A 25,093-nucleotide genomic window follows, 5' to 3' on the forward strand; every position below is an offset into this window, starting at 1 on the left:
AATTAAATTTTACCATCATCCTCTAGCAATTAAAAATAGATGATAACAATACCACCTATCCTCATTTACTTATAATCAAACTATTAGGAGCCTAGACCATGGACATTCATCATATTCAATACATTTTGGAAATCGCGAAGACGGGTTCAATCAGCAAAGCTTCTCAAAATCTTTTCGTTTCACAACCCTATTTGAGTTCAATATTAAAAAGGTTTGAAGAATCGATTGGTTTTACTATTTTCGATCGTACTCACAAAGGGGTTCAACTAACGAATGATGGCCAGCAAGTTCTTAATGATTTGGAAAAACTCGATGCCCTTTATCAGTCAATTGAAACCAAATATCTAACACCGACTAATTACTTCTCTTCGCTTTCTATTTCTGCCAGGAGGTCTTCTTATATTGCTTTTGCAATCGCCAAAATGATCAACCGCCTGCAAGAGGAACATCATAACTTATCGATCAAATTTTCTGAAACAACCAACTTACAAGTCATCGAGGATGTTAATAGTGGCAATGCAGATATTGGTATTATTCGTTTTTATACGGAGAACAAGGAGCATTTTGAAAATCAATTAAAAGCGCGTTATATTGAGTGGAAGCAGCTTTCCTCCTTTCCTCGAGTCGTTCTGATTTCCCAGCAGCACCCACTGGCTAAAAAAGAACATTTAGCGCTTAAAGACTTAGAACCCTTTACAGAAATTATCCACGGTGATTTTGAATGGGATGATTATACTGAGGCCTATTTATGGCAGAAAAAAATTAATTCCTCAAAGAAATTAATCCAAGTTTATGAGAGAGGTTCACTGCTTGACTTTATCGCCACCATTAAAGGCAGTTACACTTGGACCACAGCTACCTATCCAACCATTCTGGATAAATACAACTTAATTGAAAAACAAGTCTTACCGAGTCATTCGGAATGTTTAGATTATATTATTTATAAGGCGAAGCTTGAAAAATCAGTCATCCTTAAACTAGTCGAAGAGAAAATCGATGAAACGATCCAATTATTTAATTAATAAGTAGGGCGAAAATAAAAATCCCTAGAGCTAACTTCAACTCTAGGTGTTTAATCTTTTCATCTTATTCGTCCAACTTCTCCTTCATATACTGACGGATTTCCTCAGCGAATTCGCGGTGGAGGGCGAAGTCAATGGTGGTCTTAATAAAGCCGATTTTCTCCCCGACGTCATAACGAATGCCTTTGAAGTCATAGGCATAGACCGGTTCGACTTGGTTTAACATTTGAATGGCATCAGTCAGTTGGATCTCTCCACCGGCGCCGACTTGTTTCTTGGCTAGAAAATCAAAGATCTTAGGCGTTAAAACGTATCTTCCCATAATGGCTTGATTGGAAGGGGCTGTTCCTTGCTTAGGCTTTTCAACAAAGGTTTTGACCTTGTATAAGCGCCCATCTTGTTCCAAGGGATCAATAATACCATAGCGATGGGTTTGGTCTTGAGGGACCGTCTGGACACCGATAACGGAGGAGCCGGTCAAATCGTATTCGTCCATTAATTGTTGGATGGCTGGTTGATCACCCTCTTCTGATACCACAATATCATCACCCAGAAGAACGGCAAAGGGCTCGTCACCAATAAAGCTTCTGGCGGTATAAATGGCATCGCCCAAACCCTTCATTTCTTTTTGGCGGATAAAGTAGACGTTCGCTAGGTTGGAAGCCTTTTGAACCGACTCTAACATAGCAATCTTCCCCTTGTTCATCAGGTCTAATTCTAACTCGGTATTCTTGTCAAAATGGTCTTCAATGGCTCGCTTAGACTTCCCTGTAATGATAATAATATCCTCAATACCTGCTGCCACTGCTTCCTCTACGATATACTGAATGGTTGGTTTATCAATAATCGGTAACATCTCTTTCGGCATGGCTTTAGTAGCTGGTAGAAAACGTGTTCCATAACCGGCGGCAGGGATGATTGCTTTGCGTACAGTAATCTTCAAAATGTACATCCTTTCTCATCTTTTATAAATCTATATTGGTAATACATTATTTGTTATTGTTTAAACTTTTGTATAACAAATCTTTTAGGAATTTGTTATCTAATAAGTAAAGAACATATAAATATGCAATTAATGATAAAAGCAATTTTAAAAAAAGACTTAATATACTAGTTAATGAAAAAAAGTTTATTAAGGTACAAATTATAACTATAACAAATGATCCGATTATTATACTGATAAAAAATTTAAAAGGAACTTCTAGTTTATAAAGATGCTTAGAAAAATATAGTTGAATTAAAAACATTAAGAATTCTGCAAAAACAGTGGTGATTGCAGCTGCATTATGTTTAAAATAAGGTATCAAAAGAATGTTGAATAGGATATTTAAAATAGCACATATGAGTGTAGATATTAAAACTTGACTTTCTTTATTGAACGGTAACAGAACAACATTTGTATAAAATGTTGCTAAGATTGAAAAGAACAAGCTCACAGATAAAATCTGAAGAGTCAGTATTGATTCAGTATATTTATCACCACCTATTAAATTTATAATTTCCGGAGCGACCATAACTAATCCGATTACTGCTGGGACCAAAATAATAAAGAAAAGTTGAAAGATATACGTTGCTGTTCTTTTATATTCTATGAATTTATTCTCAGATAAATAATTAGAGAGTCTTGGGAGAGAAACTTGAATTATTGCTATAAACATTATCTTTAATACTGTATAGATATTTACAGAGGCTGAGTATAGACCAACAAAATAATTATTTAAGAAGTAACCTAACATTGTTTTGTCTGCGTTAACATATATAGTGCTAGCCACACTAGAAGAAAATATAATTAAAATTGGTTTAAGATGTTTTGATAATTCTAAATTTTTAGTTAAAGAAATATTAATATATTTCTTTGCTTTATAAAGATTATAAAAATTTGCACCTGTATTTGCAAAAATTGAAATTGATGCATATTTGAGATAATCATCTGGATTCTTCACCAAAATAAACATTAAAATAACAGATAAAATATGTATTAAAAGGGATCTAACAGTTATATAAAAATAGTCTTCAAAAATTGAAAATATCCAAAAGACTCCTAATAGGTTTGCAAATATACTAATACTTTGAATAGTAATTAAAGTAATATAGTTATGTAGTTTTTTTGAAAAGAATACAAAAATAAATAAGCATAAATATGAAAATATTGTAGTCAATATATTTAGAGTAAGCATTTGATTTGCAAAAACATTTAGTTCTTTTTTTTTGTTTCTTAAACGTGCCCCTTCTCTTATGGCATAAACATTTATGCCTAGACCGCCTATTAATATGAAATAATTTATTATAGATCCAGTAAAGTCTATTTCACCAATATTACGAACCTCTAAAACTCTTAAAATATAAGGATAAGTTATCAGTGGAAATATTACTGATAAAGCCGCTTTAAGACTATTCAAAACGGCATTCTTAGTTAATGATTTTTCTGTTTTAATCATATTCAAATTCCTTAAAAATATTTCTAGATATTATTAAATCATTATAAAATTTGTAACTCAAATAAATTGTAATTATAATTAATAGAGTTGGATATGAAAAAACACTACTTATTATATCTGAAAAGCTTCCTCTAGGTGCCCATAAAATTCGCTGGACTAGAAATAAAAATATACTCTTTTTAAAAATATTTTCATTACTTCTATTAGATAATTCTACCTTGGAAATTAGATATGAGTAAAATATTGAACCTATTATTGCTCCAAAGTAACCAAAATCTTGATAAAACTCTGCGATATAACTACTTCCAGTTCCTCTACCAGATAAATAATTATCACCTAATAGAATAAACCCAATTGAGTGTGCAAAACTTCCACCATACATTGCATGTTCATAAGTATTTCCATAATATACATCTATACCTAGTATCCTTGCAAAAATACCACTTCTAAGAAATTCCAAAGTATATAATTTATTACTATTTAATAATTCTTTAAAAGCAAATGATCTTTTAATTATATTACTAGTAACTCCTTGATCATAAACAAATTTATAAATCGCATCCAAAAACCCCAAATTTGAGATATCGTTTCCTTCTCTGAGAAAACTTATTGTAGTTGCTAAAAAAATTGTGATAGGAATTAAGATAATAAATATAAGAATAGATTTTTTATTTAACCATTTATCATCCTCATCAATATTATTTCTAAATATAAAATAAATAAATATAAATAGAATGCCAAGCATGAATGTTGATCTTGCGCCAGTCGCTAAAGATATAATTAAATAAATAATATAGGAAACTAGTGGATATTTTGTTTCTTTCTTTGTCGGGGATGCTGCTAAAAAAACGCTTAAAGCCACAGGCATCATTCTTTCCACAAAACTAAAGACAGACATAATTATATTTTCAGAATATAAATTTAAATACTCTGTGTAATATTCAAAATAGCTATTTGATAAGACAAATCTTGCAGCACTTATTTTGGAAAAAATTGCAAAAAATAATGTAACAAAAAAATAAAACTTAGAAATATTCCTAATAATAGTTATTTTTTTAACATTTCTTTTATTACTTTTATTAAAGTTATTATTAAGTTTGCTTAATTTCTTGTTTCGAGAAAATATTGGATATGACAAAAGAAAAGTAAATAAACTTAAAATATAAAGAATGTAAGCGTGATTATTTATTCTTTCCGGAAAGTTTTCAACTTGGAAACTGAGAACTACCTGAACAAATTCTCTACCTAGTAGAAATATAAAGAAAGTTATACAAAAGCCAAAAAGAAGGCTTCTATTAGATATATCTAGTAATGAATAAATGAATAATATTATCCATAGTGAAAAGGCTATTCCGAAGTAAAAGTTGTCAATTAAAAGACAAAATATACTCAAAATTATTAAAGTGAAAAGAAATAAAATAAAATTTATTTTACTTATTTTAGTCATACTATCCTCTCATTCATAATATTTAAAAGTTGTTCTATTTCTTAAACTTATTAAAGTAAATATAAATCTAATTACTGAAATAGGTTTGTTAGATAAAAAGGTAATTAATTTCAAAGAATTTGGTAATTTTTTGTCATTTAGTAAAAGTTTTTGATTAGTCTTAATATCTTTTAATGTAGATTTTAGAAAGCTGTTATACTTATTAAAAGTTAAATTATCTGAGTATATAAATAGTTCTCTAATTAACATAAGTTTAGTTTTTAATAAGCGGTATTCAATATGATCTTCAAACTCTCTTAGATAGGGTTCATTCAATAGCTCTTGAATAGCATATAACCACTCAAATTTTGTTTCTGAAAACCCATTTCTGATTATACTTCCTTTTCTTTGTCTATAGTGGTATAAAGGCTGATTAGCTAATGAAACTTTGTTTGAGTTTAAGAAGAGTTTATATGTAGTTCTTATATCTTCATATACTTTCCCTTTTGGATATCTAACATTTTTAAAGAGACTTCTTCTGTATAGTTTTGACCAAGCATGATCATGTATCTCATCTCCAATTAGAAGCTTTTTTAAAGCTTGCTTCGATGTTAAAATCTTATTATCATTATCTTCTACTTTTGTTTCGTTCTTATATTCTCTGTATATTCCACAAATTGCGATTTCAGTATTATTATTTTCGATACTATCCAATAGGGTTTCATACATATTATGTTCTATCCAATCATCACTGTCTACAAAACCAATATATTCACCAGTAGAATTACTGATCCCAACATTCCTTGCATCAGAAAGCCCACCATTTTCTTTATTAATAATTTTAATTCTTTTATCAGAAGAAGCTAATTCATCGCATATTTCTTTACTTCTATCAGTACTACCATCATTAACTAAAATAATTTCTAGTTTATTATATGTTTGATTTAATACACTTTTTACACATTTTTCAAGATAATTTTCGACGTTATAAACCGGAATTACAATACTAATTAATTTATGATTCAAATTTAACCTCCTAGACTCACTTGTATATATCTATAAGTTTTTTATATACACTTTCTTCTGAATAATGTTTAAGTGCGAAATCTTTAATAAACTCTTTGTCAAACTTACTATATTCAATAAATGTTTGATCCATGGCTTTTTCCAGAGAATCAAGATTTTTTGGTGAAACCTGAATTCCGAGTCTTTTATCCCAATTGGAAATAACTCCTACTGATTCACTAGATATTACAGGTTTACCTAGTGCCCATGATTCTATAATAGGCACACCAAATGTTTCATACAAACTATAATTTATAAGCACATTAGCTTTCATCAATTCTTCTGATGTCTCTTTTCTACTTAAAGATCCAGTAAATACTATCTTATTAAAGATGTTTAACTGTTTTGAAAGTTTCTTTAAATTAGAGTGTTCAGGTCCGTTGCCAACTAATACTAGCTCAGAATTTGGATTTTTTGATGAAAATTTTTTGAAAGCTTCAATTATTTTATCAAATTGTTTAATATTCACTTGATTTCCAATGGCTATAAACTTAAATTTTTTTGAAATCATTTTATCGCTTTTATTATTAAATACAGGGTTAATCATATTTGGAACAACTTTTATTTCGCAATTTTTCTTAACAATATTTAAGATAGAGCTTTTAAGAGTTTCACTTACAGTTATAAATGTATCGGCATTATCCACATATTCTATCAATTGCTTTCTTTCATATTTCTTAAGATCTTTCAAAAGTACTTTAGACCAATGTTCAGTACATACTATTTTACTCCCTTTACTTTTATAAGCAACAATAGTTTTAAAAATAGTAATATTGGTTGGATAATGTACATGTATTATATCAGGCACTCCGAATTCTTCTTCAACTGAACTTAAAAGTCTTTCCCAAAAATATGCTTTAAAATATTTAAAATTTAATTTGACTCTTTCTGGAAAGTAAAAGACTGAATTAGTATATATTTTGATATTGTCTTCTTCCCAATTTAATAAACCCCATCGCTTTATTTTTTTAAAAGGATGAAATATGCACGATAGGTAAGCAACTTTATGTCCATGCCTACTCAACATTTTTGCTTGTTCTAATTCAAAAGAACCCTGCATATTATTTTTGTTTAAAGGATAACTTCTTCCTATAACCCATATTTTCATAATGATAAACCTCGTTAATGTTTATTTATTTCAACATTTATATTATCAAAAACTTTTCTAATTTCATCCTCACAACCTTTTATTGTTTCAGCACAAACTACTACTTGTCCGATGCAATCACTAGAATTAACAAATTTTCTTATTTCGTCTCCTTTTTGTTTAAAGAAAGTTACTTCTCTAATATTATTAGATAAATTTCCATTATATTTAATTTCATTTATCTCCCCAGATTTTTCAGTCTCAATTATCATTCTTGCTAAACCAGCAGTTTCTTTGTCACTTCTATTATTCCAAATTTCTTTAGGTGAATCTCCCATAGCCATTTTAGCGATCATTTTATAATAATCAATAGAATAGTTAATTTCAACAAGTTCAGGTAGGCAATTTGCTCCTACTCTCCCCGTTAGCTCAATAATATATACCTTATTATCTCTTAAAATTAGGTCAACATTTACAGCACAGTTGTTTAAATTCAATGCTTTAATAGCTTTTCTTACTGTATAGTTAATTTGATCAAACAATTTATCTTTATCTTCAAACGGAACATAATGTCCAATCGGAACAGCTGTATGACTCATATAGGTTTCATCACCGTGTGGCATTACAAAAAGAATCTCATCATTAAACACGAATGACTGTGCACCAAATTCAAGTCCTTCAATAAATTCTTCAATTATACAATAATCTTTATCAGTTTCTTGCATGACCTTTGCAAATGATTCCATTGCCTCATTTTTGGAATTGCAAATATAAACTCCTCTACTGCCTTGTAAATCTGTGGCTTTAACTACTACTGGGAATTCTAAGTTTGAAAAAGATTCAATAAGCTGATCTCTACTAGAGATTTTAAAGAATTTCGCAGTACTGACCTCATCTTCAATCAATGCTTGTTTCATTTGTAACTTATTATTACATTTTATAGCTGAATCTTCACTAAGTCCAATCAAATTTAAACTATCACATACACGACCTAAAGCCTGTATACCTGTATCCAAACAACATGTGGCGATACCATTTATATTTAAAAATTCAGATTTTTTTTCAACTTGAGAAGGATCAGAAATATCCATGATCGCAACCTCATCTGCAAACTCCAAACAGGGTAGATTATCTCCTTCTAAAGTTCCAGCAATTACATGATACCCCAACTTTTGGGCTGCTTTATATAATCCAATTTGTCCTCTTCCAGCTCCTAAAATTAAAAGTCTGTTATTTTTCATTTTTCTATCTCCCTTACTCCTTTAACTTGAGTTTCATCAATATATACATTATTACGAAATAAGATTGTTTGAATAGTTTTAAATAAAATTTTTAAATCACCTATGAAAGTAACATTTTGAGCATATTCTGCATCATATTTTAATTTTTTTTCTTGTGAAATCGAATTACGAAAATATGCTTGGGAATATCCAGTAATCCCTGGTTTAACCAGTAATCGTATCTTCCGTTTTTCATCATATTCCGATAGTGGACGGTTAACGGTAATTGGTCTAGGGCCAATAAAACTCATATCCCCTTTTAATACATTTAAAATTTGAGGAATTTCATCAATAGAGGTTTTCCGAATGAATTTTCCGATTTTTGTGATTCGAGGATCATTAGGAGAATTATATGTTGAATTATCAGCATTTCTCAAATCTGGTGAATCCACGTACATACTTCTTAATTTTATCATTTTAAAAATGCTTCCATCTTTTCCTCTTCTTTTAGCAAAATAAAATGGACTACCCTTATCTTCAAGATATATTAACATGCCGAAAATCAAAATAATCAAAAGTACTATTGGTAACAAAATTAAAGATCCTATTAAGTCAAATAATCTTTTAAAGACTTTTCTATACAATTATTTCACCTCGATTTGTACATATTGACAAGCTTTTTCACAAATTGATTTAGCTTCATCTGAAGTATTCTTTTGACAAATAACAAAACCCACCCGGTCAGTGCTGTTTTGAATTTTACTTATTTGATCTCCTACTTTATTGAGTAATTTAACTTCTAATACCCCATCAAGACTTTCGGCTTCAGAAACGCCAGATATTTTTTTTATTTCACCTTCAGTAGTATTGAAATATCTGACAGCAGAAGCCAAATTAATTGTCTTTGTAATATTAACTGGTTCACCAATTGCTAGTTTAATAGAAGCTTCCACCATATCTACGCCAGTAGATAAAGGAACTAAATGAGTAGTAATATTATCTCCACCAAGTCTAGCACCTATTTCAACAATTTTTGGACCTTGATCAGTTACAATTATTTCTGTATGTGAAGGACCATTATTGATTCCTAGAGCTTTATTAGCTTCTTTGGCAAGTTCAATTATTTGCTGTTGAGTAGCACTTGGTAAGTTTGAGGGCTGCGAATGGCCCATTTCAACAAAATTTGGTGCTCCAGTGGTTAATTTATCGGTTATTTGAATAACGTGACAATCACCTTTAATAGCAAAAGTTTCAACACTTACTTCTTTTCCCTCCATATATTCTTCTATAATTACTTTTTGTGTTTTAGAGAAGTAAACACTATATTCAAAGGCTTTTTTACATTCTTCGATTGTTGTGGTTTCTAATAAATAAACGCCCCTACTTCCAGAACTATCAACGGGTTTAAATATGTATTTATTATTAGAATTATTAAATTGATTTAGTAAATGAATAGCATCATCTAATGATGAAGCTATTCCGAATTCCGGTATCGCTATCTCATGCTTTAGTAAAGTTTCACGCATTAACTTTTTACTTGTCGTTTTCATAGCCGTATCTTCATTAATTCCAACTAAATTCATTCTATTTGCAACATATGATACAGTTCTCATAGGCAAATCACTTGCTAAAGTAATAATCCCATCAATATTGTTTCTAACAGCAGCTTCATAGACTAATTCTTTATCAATCGTACTAATAATTTCTTTTGTAATACCCTTAATTTTAAAGCCTTCTGCATTTAGATTCATATCAACAGCAACCACATCTAAACCCATTTCCAATGCTTTTAAAATAGCGGGTATTTGTAATATACTAGCACCTAAAATCATAATTTTCTTTTTCATTTTTCTTTTAGATATCATGTTCCATTATAATTCCTTTAAAATTATCTACAATATATTTTATTTCTTCATTCTTTATTAATGTATGAAGTGGTAAAGTTACTTGATTCTGATATTGTTTTAATGCATTAGGATAATCATCAATTTTAAATCCCAAATTTTTATAGGCAGTCATCATCGGTAACGGCTTATAATGAACATTAGTTGCTATTCCTGCTTCTGCCATTTTAGTAATTAATTTATTTCTATCTTCTTCTTTATATCCATTCACTCTAACCAAATATAAATGACGACATGATTCGCTGTCTCTATTTTTGTGCGAAAGAATTTTAACTGGTATATTTGCAAAACCATGATCATACATTTCAACAATTTCTTTACGACGTTTTAGAAGTTCAGGATATCTTTTTAATTGAGCTAACCCTAGTGAAGCACTAATATCTGTCATATTACATTTAAAATAAGGCGCTACTATATCGTATTCCCATGAACCTAATTTAGTTTTAGCCAAAGCATCTTTATTTTGTCCGTGAAGAATTAATAACATAAATTCTTTATAAATTTCGTTTTGATTTATTGGGATATCCTTTCTCCAAGTAAGCGCTCCGCCTTCACCAGTTGTGAAATTCTTAACAGCGTGGAAAGAAAAGGAAGTAAAGTCAGCAACTTCTCCAGCATTCTTTCCTTTATAGGTTGATCCAAGTGCATGTGCTGAATCTGCTAGTATAACCACACGATCAAAAACCTCTTGCTTAGTTCCTTTAGTAGGCCTAAATTTATTTTTTTGATTTTCAACAATTTCATAGATTCGATCATAATCACACATTACCCCGCCTAGATCTACCGGAATGATCACTTTGGTCTTTTCTGTGATAGCAGCTTCTAATTGATCATAGTCCATTTCAAATGAATCTGGTGCTGTATCAACTAGAACTATTTTAGCACCAACATGATCAATTACACTTGCTGATGCTGTATAAGTATATGCTGAAGTTATAACTTCATCGCCTGGTCCCACACCTAACAACCTTAAAGTCATTTCCATGCACGCTGTTGCCGAATTCATAACAACCGCTCGATCAGTATTACAATAATCAGCTAATTGTGACTCTAATAATTTTGTTTTAGGGCCTGTTGTTATCCATCCAGATCGTAATGTATCAACAACTTCTTTAATTTCAAGTTCTGTAATATCCGGAGGAGAAAATGGGATTTTCATAATATCGCTCTCTTTCTATAAGTATATGATTGCTTTATATTCACCGTTAAAAGTATAACACAAGAAATCTCATTTTGAAGGCATTCTTCGTTTTTCTTTCAAAGATTACATTTATTACATAACCTAGCTAAGCCAGCGTTTAAAAGGCTCACGGTCGACAACTTTTATTAAGAGATAAAGGCATATTAATAACCCACTTCCAACCACACTAACATAGATAAGAGGGGGCATCGATAAAGCCATTTTTTCAACCGTCCCTTCAAGTAATTTCAAGAAAAGAACATGAGAAAGATAAATTAAGAAAGAATACCGGCTAAACCATAGGAAAAGCTTCTCAAAAGGCAACCTATATAACATAAAAGTCAAGACCAAACCGATCGAATAGAAAGTAACCAAAGGTCTTGTATTGGCAATCACTGCTCCCCCACTTAGATAAGATTCTTCAATCAACAAGCCTAGCATTATTACCGTATAAATCAAGATACCATAACGATAAACTTGAAAGCTTTTAAGCTTAGCTTGAAAGTCTCGGCTTAACCAAATGCCAAAGAAGAAGCAAAAAGCATAGCTATAATAGTCTTGGACCTTATCATAAGGAATATAGCCTAGTAGGTGATCACTGACATCTTGGAAGATGAAAAGACCCACGAAGGCTATGGCTAAGTACTTGTTATCGGCAATTTTAGATAAAAGTGGGTAAAAGATATAAAGTCCCACAATTAATGGAACAAAATACAAGTGATAGGAAGTCTTCCCCAGCAAGAGAAACTGCAAGAAGGTCAAAAGACTCAATTCTTCACCTACCAACCAGAAATTAGCCCAAGCATAGATTAAAGACCAGCACAAATAGGCCGGGATAATTTTTATGAGGCGATCTTTTAAGAAGGCGGGGTAATCAAGTTGTGAATCCAAAGCATCGGTCCGATCCAAACCCCAACCTGAAAGCATTAAAAAGACAGCTACCGCAAAGCGTGTCGCTTGATTAAGGGCTAGGATCCATAATTTATTTTCTCCTAATAAAGGGGCTGTAAGATGAATCAAGAGGACCGCTATCGTTGCAAGCCCTCGTAATAAATCAAATGGAATAAAACGTTTCGTCATTTTTGTCTACCTTTTCTAATTCAATTATTTATTGGTCAATCCAATAATAGAGTTCTAGATAATAGCCGATGTATTTATAGACTTCAGAAGCCATTATCCTTAAGGCCTGGCGACTGTCTTGATAAAGGACTTCCTCACCCTGAGCATTCTTTAAATAGGCACTGACATAATAAAAGTGCATATCCTTTCCCCGACTCGCACGCTCAAAAGCCAATCGAGTGCGCCGGCTATGATAGTCGGTCGTAACTACTAAGGCCGTTTGCCATCCCCTTTCTTCCATGATGGCGATAGAATTGGTCGCATTGGTCCAAGTAGAAGTTGCTTCTAATTCTCCAATCACTTGGTCTTCCGATAAACCGGTATCAGTTATAAAGTCAATTAAGGGTTTGGTGCCGATAAACTCATTTAAGGGAGAAACAATCATTGAGTGTGATGTGACATAGCCTTCTTGGATTAATTCAGCCGCCTTCAAGGGACGAACTATTTCCCCACCTGGTACAATCACCACCTCAGCTTCAACCGCTTCTTGACCAATGTCTAAATGACCAGCCAACCAGACTAGATAGGTCACTAGCGCTACAAGAAGGATAAATAGAATCTTTACTTTCATGTTTGGGGCCTCCTTTTTTCATTTAATAGCTGCTAACTAGCTAAGACTAAGAAATAGACACACAGGGCATACAGAATACTGTATAAGCTTCCAATCAAATAATACTCCGCAACCTCCTTGTCTTCTTCTAAACGTTTGAGACACGCAATGGATTTGGCCGTATAAATTAAACCAATCGCATTCACCTGGCCCATGCCTAAAAAAATCAAGGAAAGAATCCGCTCCAAATGACCGATTAAAGCGCCCGCCCCTTGTAGACCTTCTTGCTGAATGGCCTGACTTTGAGGATAAGGACTGAAGGCTAGTTTAAATAAAACATTAGCCAGCTTGCCGACCAAAAGGATCGCTAATAACCCCGTCAGCATTTGACGGTTCAAAAACGCTGGGAAAACAGACCCTAAGGAGTTAGTAAAAAACACTTGGCCTAACAGAATGATGAGGACAATATGTAGGATTTGATCAATTAAGAAAGTATATAAGCGATAAGAAGGCTGAAGCTTGTCAAAGCCACTCTTTATACAGTCGATCAGACTGTAACTAATCCAAAGCATCAGATAAGCATAAAAGGCCGGCCAAAAGACTTGATAGTATAAGCTCCGGATTAAGGGATAGAAGAAAAAAAGGCCATGAATCGCTAAATGAGTTGCCAAGGCTTGCCTGTTAGGCTGCTTGTCTACAGCTAATTGAGGACTTTATAATTGAAAATCACCTAAAAAGTGCAGGATTAAAATCATGATTGTCCATTGATTAAAGGGACTCATGATTCCCCTCCAAAAATTCTGCAATCGTTTCTCGACCCCTCAAGTAGATCTTAATATTACCCAGTGATAAGCGCTTGCTCAAACTGCTCTGACTGATTTGAATCGTTTGGGCAAAATGGGCCTGATCAAATTCCGCTTGGTAGATCCCTTCTTCAAGCATCAACTTGAAAGTCTCCCGTTGCAGGTCGGTCCATTGGCTTTTCAAGGTTTCACTCAAGAGAAACAGGCTATTGACCATCTGATTAATCGAATCGTCTTGGGTCCTGAGCGCCAGATGACACTTGTTACCATAATGATTACGGTGGACAGCTTCAATCGCCTCGCGCGCTCGCCAAAAGGCTGGACCATCGGCTCGAATACTTCGTTCAGGATCGATGGCCGTCGTGATCTCACCGATACCGATTCCCAGCCGAAAAGGATGGGGCAATGTGACATATAAGTCATCTAAAAAGTTCAGCCAGTTTGAATCCAACTTCATAATCACTTGAAACTCATCGCCAACTGTTAAGGTCAATTGAGAAAGCAACTGCTTTTGATACTTCTGATTAAGGCGCTTGAATATGTCTTGCACTTGCTTTTGGAATACCTTACGTTCTTTGATTTGCTTAGACTTAATAAAATCCCCGATAATAACCACATCCGTAGCCATCGAACTCCTCCTTCCTGCCTACTGCCTACTTACTTCATTTTTTTCCATTGTTAGAAGAAACTTACGATCATAACTGGTTAGCTTCCCCTTTCCTTGAGGAAAGTAATTGATATTTCTTTCCTCATTTAAGGAAATTTATTAAATTTGCCTTGTTTAGGGAAAGTTTACCCTAAACAACCTTTAAAAGCAAGCGATTCCTTGCGAGCATTCATCTGAAAAAAAGCATCCGCTTTAGGCTTAGGTCAAAAGACCCATGCTTCTTTTGCGAATGCTTAATAAAACGATTACTGATTCATCTGTTCATCCATCGCAACCACCTGGTCGAAGCCTAAGGCCACGATATAAGTACCGATATTAGGTAGTTTAAGGTGGCTAGCTAAGGCGTCCTTGTAAAGATTCAACTGGTAGCGATACTTGTCTTTTAACCCTTCCAATTGTTCTTGTTTGGATTGACTCAGATGCGGACGGTAGCGGTCCGTCTTGAAGTCAATCAAGACAAAACCTTGATTAGGTATCACATAATAGCTATCAATTACCCCGTGAACCAGAATCGAATCTTGCTCCATCTGCATACTTTGCTTGCTCTCAGTCAGATTGGCGAACAAGTCCTTAGCCGGTACCAGGTAAGAAAAAGCTTGTTCCCGTTTAAGTTGATCGCTGTTTTCTATCATTTGTTGGCCGATCGGACTTCGGAGGAAGTTAAGAATTGTTTCCAGGTACAGATGTGGCCGATCTTCTGCTTCCATCAAACCTCGCTCGATCATCGATTGGATCTGGTCTTGTAAGATCTGGTTATAATCGGCTGGGTCAGCTAATTTAAAGGGACCAAAGTCCACCTGCTCCATCAGATAGTGGTTCAAAGTTCCTATCCGAGCTGCATCTAGCGTTTTGGACTGCATAAAGCTTGGGGCTTCAAAGGTATCTTGCGTATAGCGAATCCCTTGAATCCCTTGAATCCCTTGATCTATATCAATGGATGCACCTAGCTCATGCATAGATTCCTTCCGCCGGTCTGTATAAAAAGAAAGAGCTGGATGCGGTGGTTCTTCGAACAAACGTTTTAATTCCGAAACAGATTGATAGGCAGCTGTCTGACTGGCTAATTGATAAGGGTATTGGGCAGTTAGCAATTCTTCAAGCTGGTTGATCCTCTCATGCTTGTGCTTGGGTTGATCGAAAGCTTCGCCCTTTTGTAGCGCCTTCAACCAGGCCGGTGGGCTGGCTATTGGATGGCTAGCCGTCACGCTAGGTACATTGGCTTGAATTTGGTCTTCAGTATAGATACGTGTGATAAAGTCTTGAGCAGTAATTGTGGCGAGTGATTGATGGTTTCTTTGAGCGAGGGAAGTTGCCTGATGAATCCAATCCAAGAAACTATTAGCTTGTGATCTGAGTTCTAGGGCCACTTGCAAGCTGTCAGGGTCAGTCATCATTTGATAATGGTCGCTCATTTCTTGCCATTTTTCCCTACTCTCAATCGAACCCACTATCATTAATTTCTGCTCGGTTCGCGTCAAAGCTACATAGAGTACCCTTAATTCTTCGGCTTTTGCTGCTTGATCTAGAAGCATTTGTCGCGAGGTTTTACTGATGGATTGATAATAGACAAAGTCATCCGTTTGGTAGTGGTTCATACCCACTCCATAATGCTTGGTCGCCACAATAGCTTTTTGGCTATCCATTAAATTAAAGCGGTGATTACTGTTAATTAAATAGACAACCGGGAACTCACTCCCCTTAGAAGCATGAATGGTCATAGCCCGCACCATATTTTGATCCTTGTCTAATTGTAGGGGTTCTGCCAAGTCTTTGTCTTGTTCTAAAAGAGTCTCAATATAGTGGATAAAACTTGCTAAACTGCCTCCTAAACCTTGATTAATGGTTTGAGCTTTTTGATAAAAAGCATGAAGATTAAGCTGACGTTGGCGCCCCATATCTAAGCCCACTACATAGTCTAAGAAGGAAGTGTCTAGATAGATTTGCCAGATGACTTCATCAATAGCCTGGTGGCCAGCAAAGTCACGCCATTTTGCAAGTTGGGTAAAAAAGTTTTGCACTTTCTTTTGTATGGCTAATAATGGCTGATCCTTTTCAAATGCTTGACTCAATAAGCCTTCTACCGCTTGATAGAAGGAAGCTTGTGGATGATTAACCCGAATCAAGGCTAAGTCATTGTCACTCAAGCCTACAAAGAAAGACTTGAGAATAGCGACCAGAGGAATATCCTGCATGGGATTATCGATTAATTTTAAGAGGGCTAAAATTAACTGAATCTCTTGTCGCTGGAAATAGGTCTCAATGGCTTGTGAAGTAAAAGGTAGCTGATAATGGCTGAAGGCTGCCTGCAAATTGGCAAAGCTGGATTTGGTAGAACTTAGCACCACAATATCCTTAAAGGTCATCAAACGATCCTTACCCAATTCTTTATCATAGATTTGATAGCCTGCGCGCAACTTAGCTTGGATATCTTGAGCAATCAGATGGGCTTGGTAATCAATTCCCTTGTCTATTAATAAATCAGGACGATCTGCTTGCATTTGATCTTCTTCGTCTGAGCGTTCCTTGCTATGTAAGAGCAATTCAATGGCATAGTGGTCTATTTCCTTTGCAACTGTGAAGTCCTGGTTGCCGGTCATCAAACGCTCATTTTTACCATAGGTCATTTCTCCAAAGGATTCATCCATCAAGCGTTCAAACAGATAATTGGTAAAGTTAAGGACTTGGTCCCTTGAGCGGTAATTCTTATCCAAGATAATCAAGTGACCTTGGTCACTGGTTTGGTAAGTACGGTATTTTTGGAGGAATAGGGATGGCTCTGCCATCCGAAAGCCATAGATAGACTGTTTGACATCTCCTACCATAAAGAGATTGCCTTTGGTCCCTTCCACCCTTTCACGTGATAAGTAGGATAAGATGGCTGCTTGGATTTCGTTAATGTCTTGATACTCATCCACTAAGACTTCTTCAAAGAGGGCTTGGAAATATTCAGCTGCCGCCGATGGCTTACGTTTACCTAATTGAGCATTATAAGGCGCTAAAATCTGCAAGGTTAAGTGCTCAAGATCTGAATAATCAATCCACCCTTCTTGAAATTTATAGTCTTGCATGGCTTGGTAAAATAATTTACTTAGATCGCTTAATTTTCTTAAGTAGGGTTGAATCGCCGCTTCGACTTCCTGCATAGTTTGGTAAGGATAAGGAAAGTAAGACTGAATCTTAACTAAAGTATCCTTACTAGCCTGACGGTATTGCTTAATTATTTGCAGTGTTTCTAAGTCTTCTTCATGGGCTTTTCCTCTTGAACTCGGCCAGCGGCTAAAGCTTAGGTTATCTAAAAGTTGACTAAAGTAGGCCATATCGTTTTGTAAGAAAGCTTCTGTTAGTTCGACCACGCGCTGCCCTTCTGCAGATAATACTGGTTCAAACTTATCTAGCGTCGGCCTTGAACAAGAAGCTAAGAGACTCAAGCCATCTTGATAAGAACGATCAGCAAGCTTTAACTGTGCTTGAAGTTGGATTTTTAGACTTTCTTGATAGAGTTCACTCTTCCAAAAGCTTTCCAAACCATCGGTCTCAGCCACCATTTGGTCCAACCAGATTAAGGGTTCCGGATTGGCGCGGGCAAACTCATAAATATCTAAAACAATTGAACGCAAGGCTTGATCATCACGACCACTGGTTAAACGAATTAATAGGTCTTGATAATCGGCTTGTGTGACTGCCAGTTGAGAATCGGCTTGACTAATTTGATCAATAAGCTTGTCCCAGACTTCTTCCACCATGACTTGCTTTTGACTTTCATCACTTAAGAGGTTGAAGGCTGGATTAATAGCTTCCAGATAGAAGAAGTTTTGAATCACAAATAAACAAAATGAATGAAGTGTTTGGATATGGGCACTAGGCAGCTGATTAATTTGACTAAGCAAGTATCGCTTTTCTTCCCCGTCTAGCGATTGGTTCACCGCTGATTTTAACCGTTTCTCCATTCGTTCTTTCATCTCATTGGCCGCAGACTCAGTAAAGGTCACGACTAAGACTTCTTTCAATTCGGCATAACGTGTCAGTAGATGATTCATAATCCGTTCGATTAAGACCGTGGTCTTACCTGAACCCGCTGACGCAGCGACTAAGATATTATTTCCCCTTTGATGAATAGCCTGCCATTGTTCGTTGTTAAATTTACTATTATCCGGTTTAATCGGTAGGGTTTCTATGATGATCGCCTCCTTCGCTTGCTGCTTTGTTAAGTAATTTTTCCTTCATATGAGCCAAAACTTCTTTTTTATTGACTTGTTTATGGCGATAACGGTGGAAGGATTGTGTTCCATCAAAGCCTGTAATCACTCGGTATTGAGCATTTAAGGAGAGGGTATAAGGATTTTCGTAAAAAGGAGCTAAGGCAATATCACCACTTTGAATAGCCTCAGCTGCTTGTTGGAATTGATAATGCGTATAATCTAAGAGTAAATCGACTTTTTCTTTAGTAAAGAAAGGACTTCTAGCATGATAGCCCGTCTTGGTATAAGTCACCGGATAAATGCGACTTTTACTAGCTTGGTGATCAAAGGATTCAACTATTTGTAAGTCATCCGCCTCAATGGTTACAAACCCTCTCAATGTTCGTTGACTTAAAAGCGTCTTAGTCTGTTGATCAACTTCTCCTTGGGCATAATGTTTGTCCGCTTTATAAAAACTTGGTAAAAGATGCTGGTAAAAAGCACCCAGAGGCTGGTAATCAGGATAATTTTTCAAAGCTACTGCTAAATAAGTTAATAATTGTAAGTCTAAGCCATAATAAGCATCCACTAAGTCAAAGTCTTTTTTACCTGACTTATAATCGACCACTTGTAACAGTTTCTGCTGACCTTTTTGAATACGATCTAAACGGTCGATCTTCCCTCTTATGCTTAGTAATCCTCCCGCAGCCAATGGGTATTCAAAGCCAGCCACTTGACTATTGCCCCCTGTGCCAAAAACTAATTCTGAGGCTAAGGGTTGGTAATGAGTCAAATTGTTTTGTTCTTGCATTAATTGAACAAAATAAAGCAGGCGTTGATTTAATAGATGATGAATCGCCTGCATCCGCGGATGTTTGCTGAGCACTTGGTAATTAGGATCTTGGTTTAAAGCGTCAATCACTCCACCTAATAAGTCCTTAACTTCTTCTTCTGACAAGTCAGCTAAAGATTTCCCTTGGGCTTGTACCAATTGATTGAACTGGTCTAAGGCCTGGTGGAAGTAGTCACCTGAAAGCGCAGCATCCAGTTCAAAACGTTCTCTTTCCTTCAATCGTAATCCATAGCGTAAAAAGTGGGAATAAGGGTCAGCAAAAAACTGTTCAATCCGAGACACCGATAGTGATAAGTTGCGACCGAAGAGTGCTAAGGCTAAATTGCTATCAATCTTATCCGGTAGGTCATTAAAATAAAAGGTTTGAATAATTAAGTCGACGATGCCACTTGCTTTAAGGCTTGCTTTGTTTTGCCTTTCATAATCAACCATCAACTTTAATAATTCTAAGAAAGCGGGCTGAGGGCTTTTACCCTGCACAAAGTCTTGATGGATTTGATATAAAATAGGGGCCTTGTTACTGGCATACCGTCCAAAATCGGCTAGTCTTAAAGGCGTTTCTAAAGTTGCATCTCTACTATAGTCAGCTTGGTGAATCAGTTTAAGATTGGCGATGTCTGCCGCTTGTTGCAACCATGGTGAAAAGTTACGGACTTGGTCGCCTTGATGAATGGCATAGGAAATAATCAATTGATCCGTCGCTAACAGTAAGACTTGATAAGCTAATAAGTATTCCATTTGATACCCTTGATGTTCCTGATCGGATAAATATTGATGGGCTAAAAGTTCTTGATTGATAGCTTGGCGATGACTGGGGGTCAACAAACTATCCCTAGCCTGTTTAGCTGGCAAGGCTTTTTGATCCATACCAATCACAAAGGCAATTTTACAAGGTTGAACTTGAGGGGACACAATATTTGAAATCATCACTTGGTCCAAAGTAGGTGGAATGATATGATAGGTCGCTGCTGAAAGACCAGCTTCTAGGATTTCAAAGAAGGTGGCTAGGTCTAAATCTGCTTGCCCATAGATTTGGTGGTATTCATCGAGACTATTGACCAATACCTGCCAAACTTGTTCATCTTGGCGCGATTGTTCAATCTGACCCCTTTGAAGTGCTCGGTCCCTTAAATCCATAAGAGCTTGCCTGATGCCGATTGCTTCTAATTTTTGATAGAAGCTAGCGGCTAATCCATTCTGGCCTTTGCTGCTTTTTAGGGCTTTTTTATTAAATCCAAAGTGTTCAACCAGATAGGTCCTAATCCAGCTAAAAGCCTCAGCCAGTGTAAAATCATAGACCTGTCCTTCAGCTGAATGAAAAAAAACATCTTCCGTCATAAAGAGCCAGTCATAGGATAGGTTAGCAAAGCGATAACCCTCATACTGATAGGCTATTAAATAATTCTCAAAGGAATAGACCAAGCGCTCTAAGTCTTGGTCAGCTAATTCAGCAAAAGCCGAATGAAACTGCCCCAGCCTTACCAAAGGAGATTTTAATACTTCTAGAATATCAATCAGTCGCCAGTTATAGCGGTCCAGGCGAATGAGATGTTGGATAAGGGTAAAAAGTGGATGGTCGGTCATAGCCTTAGCATGGTCAAAGAAATAAGGAATTTGATTGGCCGCTAGAATCGGAGCAATCATGGATTGATAGGCTTCTAAATCTCGGGTGTAGACTTGAATGTCTTTATAACGGTAGCCTTTTTTTGTAACCAGATAATGAATGCGATTGGAGACATACCGTAATTCACTCTGGATGGAATCAAATTGTAAAAAGCGGTGGCAGTTAAAGTCCCTATCAGCTCTTTGGTGGGTAGCTGATGGCAGTAAGTCTTGTTGGGCTTTAAAGGCTTGCGCTAAGCTCAAAATCGAATCTTGGTAGTTAAAAGCCTGGTCTTTAATTTCCCAATCTGGTTCAATCGCTAGTCCCATCTGCTGAGCTAAACTGCGAATGCGATAGTAGGTTGCATAAGGTAAGGCGGTAGTCATCAAGGCTTGATTAGCCCTTAATTCAGCGCTCTTGATGGGTAAGACAATCTTAACTTTACAAGCATGCTTAGCCAAACTTAAAAGTAATTGCATTTCCTGGCTATTAAAGTAATAGTAGTGGTCCATTACAAAGAGATACTTATTTAAATTTTGATGGTTGATATAGTCCATCAAGTCTTCCTGCTTGGCAAAATTATCAATCCGAAAATCACTCAGTGCCTTTAGAAAGGCTTGATAAAGCATTTGTAATTCTTTTTGCTTTTCTATTTCCAAATCCATCCAAGTAAAATCTTGCGCTGGCTCAACTTGCAAATCTTCCGCTTGAATATTGCCTTCGATAAATTCTTTAAAAAGAACGACTAAGTCTTCGATAAAACCTTGATAGTGAGCCTGCTTTTGGTAAACCACTAAGTTTTCCCGGTATTGGGTTAAGACTTGCCGTACAATCATCGACAGACCTAAGTCACTAATCTCATGACTGGGCTTTTGATCTTTCATCAAGAACCAGTTTAAGCGTGAAAAAGAAGCCACCTGCAAATTAAAAATAGAGCTGGCTTGGTCCACTTGATGGTCACGGATTTCTTCTAAGACAAACTTTTCCATTTCAAATTTCAAGTGTTCTGGCACGATATAATAGACTTTTAAGTCAGGTGTTTCTTTCAATTGGTCCATGATGGCTTGAATAAGAAGGCTTTTTTTATTTTGACTCAAGTCGCCGGTAACAAATTGAATCGTCACGCTATCTCCTCCTTTAGGTAGAAGAACAGGCTGGATCCCTGCTCCAGCCTGTAATTATTATTTAACTTTTGCTTATTGGGCATTTAATTCCGCAATTTTGATAATTACTTCTGTCGCCTTAACCATGGATTCAACTGCCACGAATTCAAAGCGTCCGTGCATGTTTTCGCCACCGGCAAAGATATTTGGGGTTGGAATCCCCATGAAGGAAATCTTCGAACCGTCGGTTCCACCACGGATAGGCACAATGTTAACAGGAATATCTAAAGCTTCCATGGCTGCTTGGGCTAGGTCAACCGGTGTCATATCCTTTTCAATGATTTCAGCCATGTTGTAATATTGGTCTTTCATTTCCAATGTGATAGGTGGTTCAGCATATTCTTTGTTGATGTTAGCAACGATTTCTTCCACCTTGGCTTTACGCTTTTCAAAAAGATCACGGTTGAAGTCACGAATAATTAGCACTAATTCTGCTTCATCGACCGTCCCTTCTACACTTAAGACATGATAGAAACCTTCGCGGCCAGAAGTTTGCTCTGGTACTTCTGCTTGTGGAAGATCAGACATGAAGAGATTCATAATGGTTGTGGCATTAATCATTTTGCCTTTAGCAGTTCCTGGGTGTATATTTTTACCACGAATTTTCAATACTGCTTGAGCCGCGTTAAAGGATTCATATTCTAACTCGCCAACCGGTCCGCCATCCATGGTATAAGCAAAGTCTGTCGCAAAACCTTCTGCATCAAAGTGATCTGCTCCACGTCCAATTTCTTCATCCGGACCAAAGGCTACACGGATTTTACCGTGTTTGATTTCTGGATGTTGGATTAAGTACTCCATAGCGGTCACAATCTCAGCAATACCGGACTTATCATCAGCCCCTAACAGAGTAGTTCCATCAGTGGTAATGAGGGTTTGACCTTTATAAGGTGGTAGGTTAGGAAATTCACTGACCCTCATTACCCAATCTTCACTCAAGTGCAGATCTTTACCGTCGTAGTTTTCAAAGACTTGTGGCTGCACATTTTCAGAATTAAAGTCGGCTGTATCTACGTGAGCAATAAAACCAATGCTGGCTACTTCTTTATCAGTATTAGCCGGTAAAGTAGCTGTGACAAAGGCATTTTCAGGATTTAACACCACTTCTTCCATACCGATTGCTTTTAATTCATCGACCAAAAGATTTAAGAGGTCAAATTGAATGTCAGTCGATGGAATGGTGGTTGAATTCTCATCCGAGCGAGTATTAATCTTAGCGTAACGAATTAAACGTTCTTTAGTTTTTTCAAATAAGTCCATAATCATTCTCCTTTTTATTCATAAGTAAAGGGATCAGTGGAAACTGTGGAAGCAATCACTTCAAGATCCCAACCCTTTTGTTCGATAGCTTCTTTTATTCTGGCCACTTCGACCTCAATAAATAAATGCTCAATATAATGACTGGCATCAATAGTCATAAAGGGCTTTTCATATAGATCATGCCCTGTGTGGAAGCTGATATCTCCGGTAATAAAGACATCGGCTTGGACCTTTTCGACCTGGTCCATAAAGCTGGCTCCGGCTCCGCCTACAATAGCAACTCGTTGATAAGTGGCTTGCGGGACTTTTTCAATCACTGTTAAAGCAGGTCGTTTGAAGACTTGCTTGACATAGGCAAAGAGTTCATGGCGCGTTAGAGCTCGAGGCAAGTTGCCTATCCGGCCAATCGCTACCTGTCCTTCTTCTAGATCGATTAAGGGTTTAATATCAGTTAACTTCATAGCTTGAGCCAAAATATCATTCATGCCACCAGGGGCGGCGTCATAATTGGTGTGCATGGCAAAGACATTGATACCTGCTTGAATGGCTCTTTGATACATTTTTATCTGGGGCTTAGACTGGTCGAAACGCTCGATTGCTTTGAAGAGGGGCGGATGGTGTAAAATCAAGCTATCTACATCTTCTTCAATAGCCTCTTCAACCACTTGTGGTCGCATATCCAAAGCGACCATCACCTTTTTAATCGCTTGTTCAGGATGGCCAAAGTGTAAGCCGACCTTATCCCACTCTTCGGCATAAGCCGCAGGATATTTTTGATCGAGATAAGCCATTAACTCTTTAAAAAAGAGCTTTGTCATAGTCTACCACCTCCTCTATTTTATCTATTTCGGCTTGAATAATGTCTACCTTATTTTTGCGGTCTTGGGCCATTTGCTCATATTCTACTCCATGAAACAACTGATTAAGAATAAAATGGTGGTGGTTTAATTCATTATGCCAGTAATCTTCAAAGATTGGCCCCCTTTGAGTCAAATGTATGGGACCAAACATGATTTCTTTATCAGTGTAAATTGCTTTTTCTGCTTGCTTTTGAGCAACCATTACTTCATAAAATTGCCCCTTTTCATCAATAAAGCATTCGTTAAGAATATGGTAATAATGATCTTGTAACCAGGCTCTGACTTTGGCAACTGCTGTGTTAGCTTGTAAGACTAAGAGTTTTGGTAATTTTCCCGCATGATAACCTGCTTCTAAGATGGAGACAATCAAACCACCTCCCATACCACAGATAGCTGCTGTATTAATGGCATCACTGGCTTCAACTGCCGCAAAGCCATCGCCAAGACGGACGATGATTTTATCTTGCAATTGACTTTCATTGACTTGTTTCACAGCCGATAAATAAGGTCCTTCCACTACCTCACCTGCCACTGCAAATTCTATCTGTTTGTTTTTAAGTAAATTACATGGTAAATAAGCGTGATCACTACCGATATCTGCCAACCGAATCGGCGCTTGACCATATTGAACGATATATTGCGCAACTTTTTCCAGTCGTTGAGATAGTCTTTCGATATTCATCCGATACTCCCTT

General features: G+C 36.0%; 18 protein-coding genes and 1 pseudogene. 1 reads left to right on the forward strand and 18 read right to left on the reverse strand.

Annotated features, from left to right (window positions below; genetic code table 11):
- Positions 1 to 98 precede the first annotated feature (98 nt).
- Complete coding sequence (locus ACQV2G_RS01255; RefSeq protein ID WP_428875863.1) at positions 99 to 1,022, forward strand: LysR family transcriptional regulator; 924 nt, start codon at positions 99 to 101, stop codon at positions 1,020 to 1,022.
- Between the two features lie 64 nt (positions 1,023 to 1,086).
- Here the strand turns inward: ACQV2G_RS01255 and galU are convergent, their stop codons facing one another.
- From galU to ACQV2G_RS01345, 18 genes and pseudogenes are all read right to left on the reverse strand, one after another.
- Positions 1,087 to 1,959: a UTP--glucose-1-phosphate uridylyltransferase GalU gene (galU, locus tag ACQV2G_RS01260; protein WP_428875895.1), complete on the reverse strand. Its 873-nt coding sequence runs from the start codon at positions 1,957 to 1,959 to the stop codon at positions 1,087 to 1,089.
- 52 nt (positions 1,960 to 2,011) lie between these two features.
- On the reverse strand, positions 2,012 to 3,460 hold the full coding sequence (locus ACQV2G_RS01265; RefSeq protein WP_428875866.1) for a flippase: 1,449 nt from the start codon (positions 3,458 to 3,460) through the stop codon (positions 2,012 to 2,014).
- Positions 3,453 to 4,907: an O-antigen polysaccharide polymerase Wzy family protein gene (locus ACQV2G_RS01270; protein ID WP_428875867.1), complete on the reverse strand. Its 1,455-nt coding sequence runs from the start codon at positions 4,905 to 4,907 to the stop codon at positions 3,453 to 3,455. Before ACQV2G_RS01270 ends, ACQV2G_RS01265 begins: the two co-directional genes overlap by 8 nt.
- Before the next feature lie 9 nt (positions 4,908 to 4,916).
- Positions 4,917 to 5,912, reverse strand: a complete 996-nt coding sequence (locus ACQV2G_RS01275) for a glycosyltransferase family 2 protein (RefSeq protein ID WP_428875868.1) — start codon at positions 5,910 to 5,912, stop codon at positions 4,917 to 4,919.
- Positions 5,913 to 5,928: 16 nt separating this feature from the next.
- Entirely contained in the window at positions 5,929 to 7,059 is a 1,131-nt protein-coding gene (locus ACQV2G_RS01280; protein ID WP_428875869.1) for a glycosyltransferase, read from the reverse strand.
- Between the two features lie 14 nt (positions 7,060 to 7,073).
- The gene (locus ACQV2G_RS01285) at positions 7,074 to 8,279 is read right to left on the reverse strand and encodes an ATP-grasp domain-containing protein (RefSeq protein ID WP_428875870.1); all 1,206 of its coding nucleotides are present in this window, start codon (positions 8,277 to 8,279) and stop codon (positions 7,074 to 7,076) included.
- Positions 8,276 to 8,902 carry a sugar transferase gene (locus ACQV2G_RS01290; RefSeq protein ID WP_428875872.1) on the reverse strand — a complete coding sequence of 209 codons (627 nt, stop codon included), beginning with the start codon at positions 8,900 to 8,902 and terminating at the stop codon, positions 8,276 to 8,278. Before ACQV2G_RS01290 ends, ACQV2G_RS01285 begins: the two co-directional genes overlap by 4 nt.
- Entirely contained in the window at positions 8,903 to 10,123 is a 1,221-nt protein-coding gene (locus ACQV2G_RS01295; RefSeq protein ID WP_428875873.1) for an ATP-grasp domain-containing protein, read from the reverse strand.
- Entirely contained in the window at positions 10,113 to 11,321 is a 1,209-nt protein-coding gene (locus tag ACQV2G_RS01300; protein ID WP_428875875.1) for a DegT/DnrJ/EryC1/StrS family aminotransferase, read from the reverse strand. The genes ACQV2G_RS01295 and ACQV2G_RS01300 overlap by 11 nt, the downstream gene beginning before the upstream one ends.
- Positions 11,322 to 11,444: 123 nt before the next feature.
- Complete coding sequence (locus ACQV2G_RS01305) at positions 11,445 to 12,422, reverse strand: acyltransferase (RefSeq protein ID WP_428875876.1); 978 nt, start codon at positions 12,420 to 12,422, stop codon at positions 11,445 to 11,447.
- Positions 12,423 to 12,450: 28 nt separating this feature from the next.
- The gene (locus tag ACQV2G_RS01310) at positions 12,451 to 13,032 is read right to left on the reverse strand and encodes a YdcF family protein (RefSeq protein ID WP_428875878.1); all 582 of its coding nucleotides are present in this window, start codon (positions 13,030 to 13,032) and stop codon (positions 12,451 to 12,453) included.
- Positions 13,033 to 13,064: 32 nt separating this feature from the next.
- Positions 13,065 to 13,706 (reverse strand): annotated as a pseudogene (locus ACQV2G_RS01315) (DUF3307 domain-containing protein); the annotation flags it as partial.
- Between the two features lie 73 nt (positions 13,707 to 13,779).
- Positions 13,780 to 14,442 (reverse strand): SatD family protein, encoded by a 663-nt coding sequence (locus tag ACQV2G_RS01320; protein WP_428875879.1) that lies wholly within the window; start codon positions 14,440 to 14,442, stop codon positions 13,780 to 13,782.
- 284 nt (positions 14,443 to 14,726) lie between these two features.
- Entirely contained in the window at positions 14,727 to 18,662 is a 3,936-nt protein-coding gene (addA, locus tag ACQV2G_RS01325; protein ID WP_428875896.1) for a helicase-exonuclease AddAB subunit AddA, read from the reverse strand.
- Complete coding sequence (locus tag ACQV2G_RS01330; RefSeq protein WP_428875880.1) at positions 18,637 to 22,239, reverse strand: PD-(D/E)XK nuclease family protein; 3,603 nt, start codon at positions 22,237 to 22,239, stop codon at positions 18,637 to 18,639. Before ACQV2G_RS01330 ends, addA begins: the two co-directional genes overlap by 26 nt.
- Positions 22,240 to 22,311: 72 nt before the next feature.
- A complete protein-coding gene (gene pepT / locus ACQV2G_RS01335) occupies positions 22,312 to 23,538 on the reverse strand; it encodes a peptidase T (RefSeq protein WP_428873639.1) in 1,227 nt (408 codons plus the stop codon).
- A 14-nt stretch (positions 23,539 to 23,552) separates the two neighbouring features.
- Positions 23,553 to 24,356 (reverse strand): Nif3-like dinuclear metal center hexameric protein, encoded by an 804-nt coding sequence (locus tag ACQV2G_RS01340; protein ID WP_428873638.1) that lies wholly within the window; start codon positions 24,354 to 24,356, stop codon positions 23,553 to 23,555.
- Positions 24,337 to 25,080 carry a tRNA (adenine(22)-N(1))-methyltransferase gene (locus tag ACQV2G_RS01345; protein ID WP_428873637.1) on the reverse strand — a complete coding sequence of 248 codons (744 nt, stop codon included), beginning with the start codon at positions 25,078 to 25,080 and terminating at the stop codon, positions 24,337 to 24,339. The genes ACQV2G_RS01340 and ACQV2G_RS01345 overlap by 20 nt, the downstream gene beginning before the upstream one ends.
- Between the last annotated feature and the right edge of the window lie 13 nt (positions 25,081 to 25,093).

This window comes from Facklamia sp. P12955 (assembly GCF_050409565.1).
Lineage (GTDB): Bacteria > Bacillota > Bacilli > Lactobacillales > Aerococcaceae > Facklamia.

Bases quoted from the DNA above. Each gene is read 5' to 3' on its own strand.
- ACQV2G_RS01255 (WP_428875863.1), top strand. From the start codon at position 99: ATGGACATTCATCATATTCAATACATTTTGGAAATCGCGAAGACGGGT.
- ACQV2G_RS01265 (WP_428875866.1), bottom strand. From the start codon at position 3,460: ATGATTAAAACAGAAAAATCATTAACTAAGAATGCCGTTTTGAATAGT.
- ACQV2G_RS01270 (WP_428875867.1), bottom strand. From the start codon at position 4,907: ATGACTAAAATAAGTAAAATAAATTTTATTTTATTTCTTTTCACTTTA.
- ACQV2G_RS01280 (WP_428875869.1), bottom strand. From the start codon at position 7,059: ATGAAAATATGGGTTATAGGAAGAAGTTATCCTTTAAACAAAAATAAT.
- ACQV2G_RS01285 (WP_428875870.1), bottom strand. From the start codon at position 8,279: ATGAAAAATAACAGACTTTTAATTTTAGGAGCTGGAAGAGGACAAATT.
- ACQV2G_RS01295 (WP_428875873.1), bottom strand. From the start codon at position 10,123: ATGATATCTAAAAGAAAAATGAAAAAGAAAATTATGATTTTAGGTGCT.
- ACQV2G_RS01300 (WP_428875875.1), bottom strand. From the start codon at position 11,321: ATGAAAATCCCATTTTCTCCTCCGGATATTACAGAACTTGAAATTAAA.
- ACQV2G_RS01305 (WP_428875876.1), bottom strand. From the start codon at position 12,422: ATGACGAAACGTTTTATTCCATTTGATTTATTACGAGGGCTTGCAACG.
- ACQV2G_RS01310 (WP_428875878.1), bottom strand. From the start codon at position 13,032: ATGAAAGTAAAGATTCTATTTATCCTTCTTGTAGCGCTAGTGACCTAT.
- ACQV2G_RS01320 (WP_428875879.1), bottom strand. From the start codon at position 14,442: ATGGCTACGGATGTGGTTATTATCGGGGATTTTATTAAGTCTAAGCAA.
- pepT (WP_428873639.1), bottom strand. From the start codon at position 23,538: ATGGACTTATTTGAAAAAACTAAAGAACGTTTAATTCGTTACGCTAAG.
- ACQV2G_RS01340 (WP_428873638.1), bottom strand. From the start codon at position 24,356: ATGACAAAGCTCTTTTTTAAAGAGTTAATGGCTTATCTCGATCAAAAA.
- ACQV2G_RS01345 (WP_428873637.1), bottom strand. From the start codon at position 25,080: ATGAATATCGAAAGACTATCTCAACGACTGGAAAAAGTTGCGCAATAT.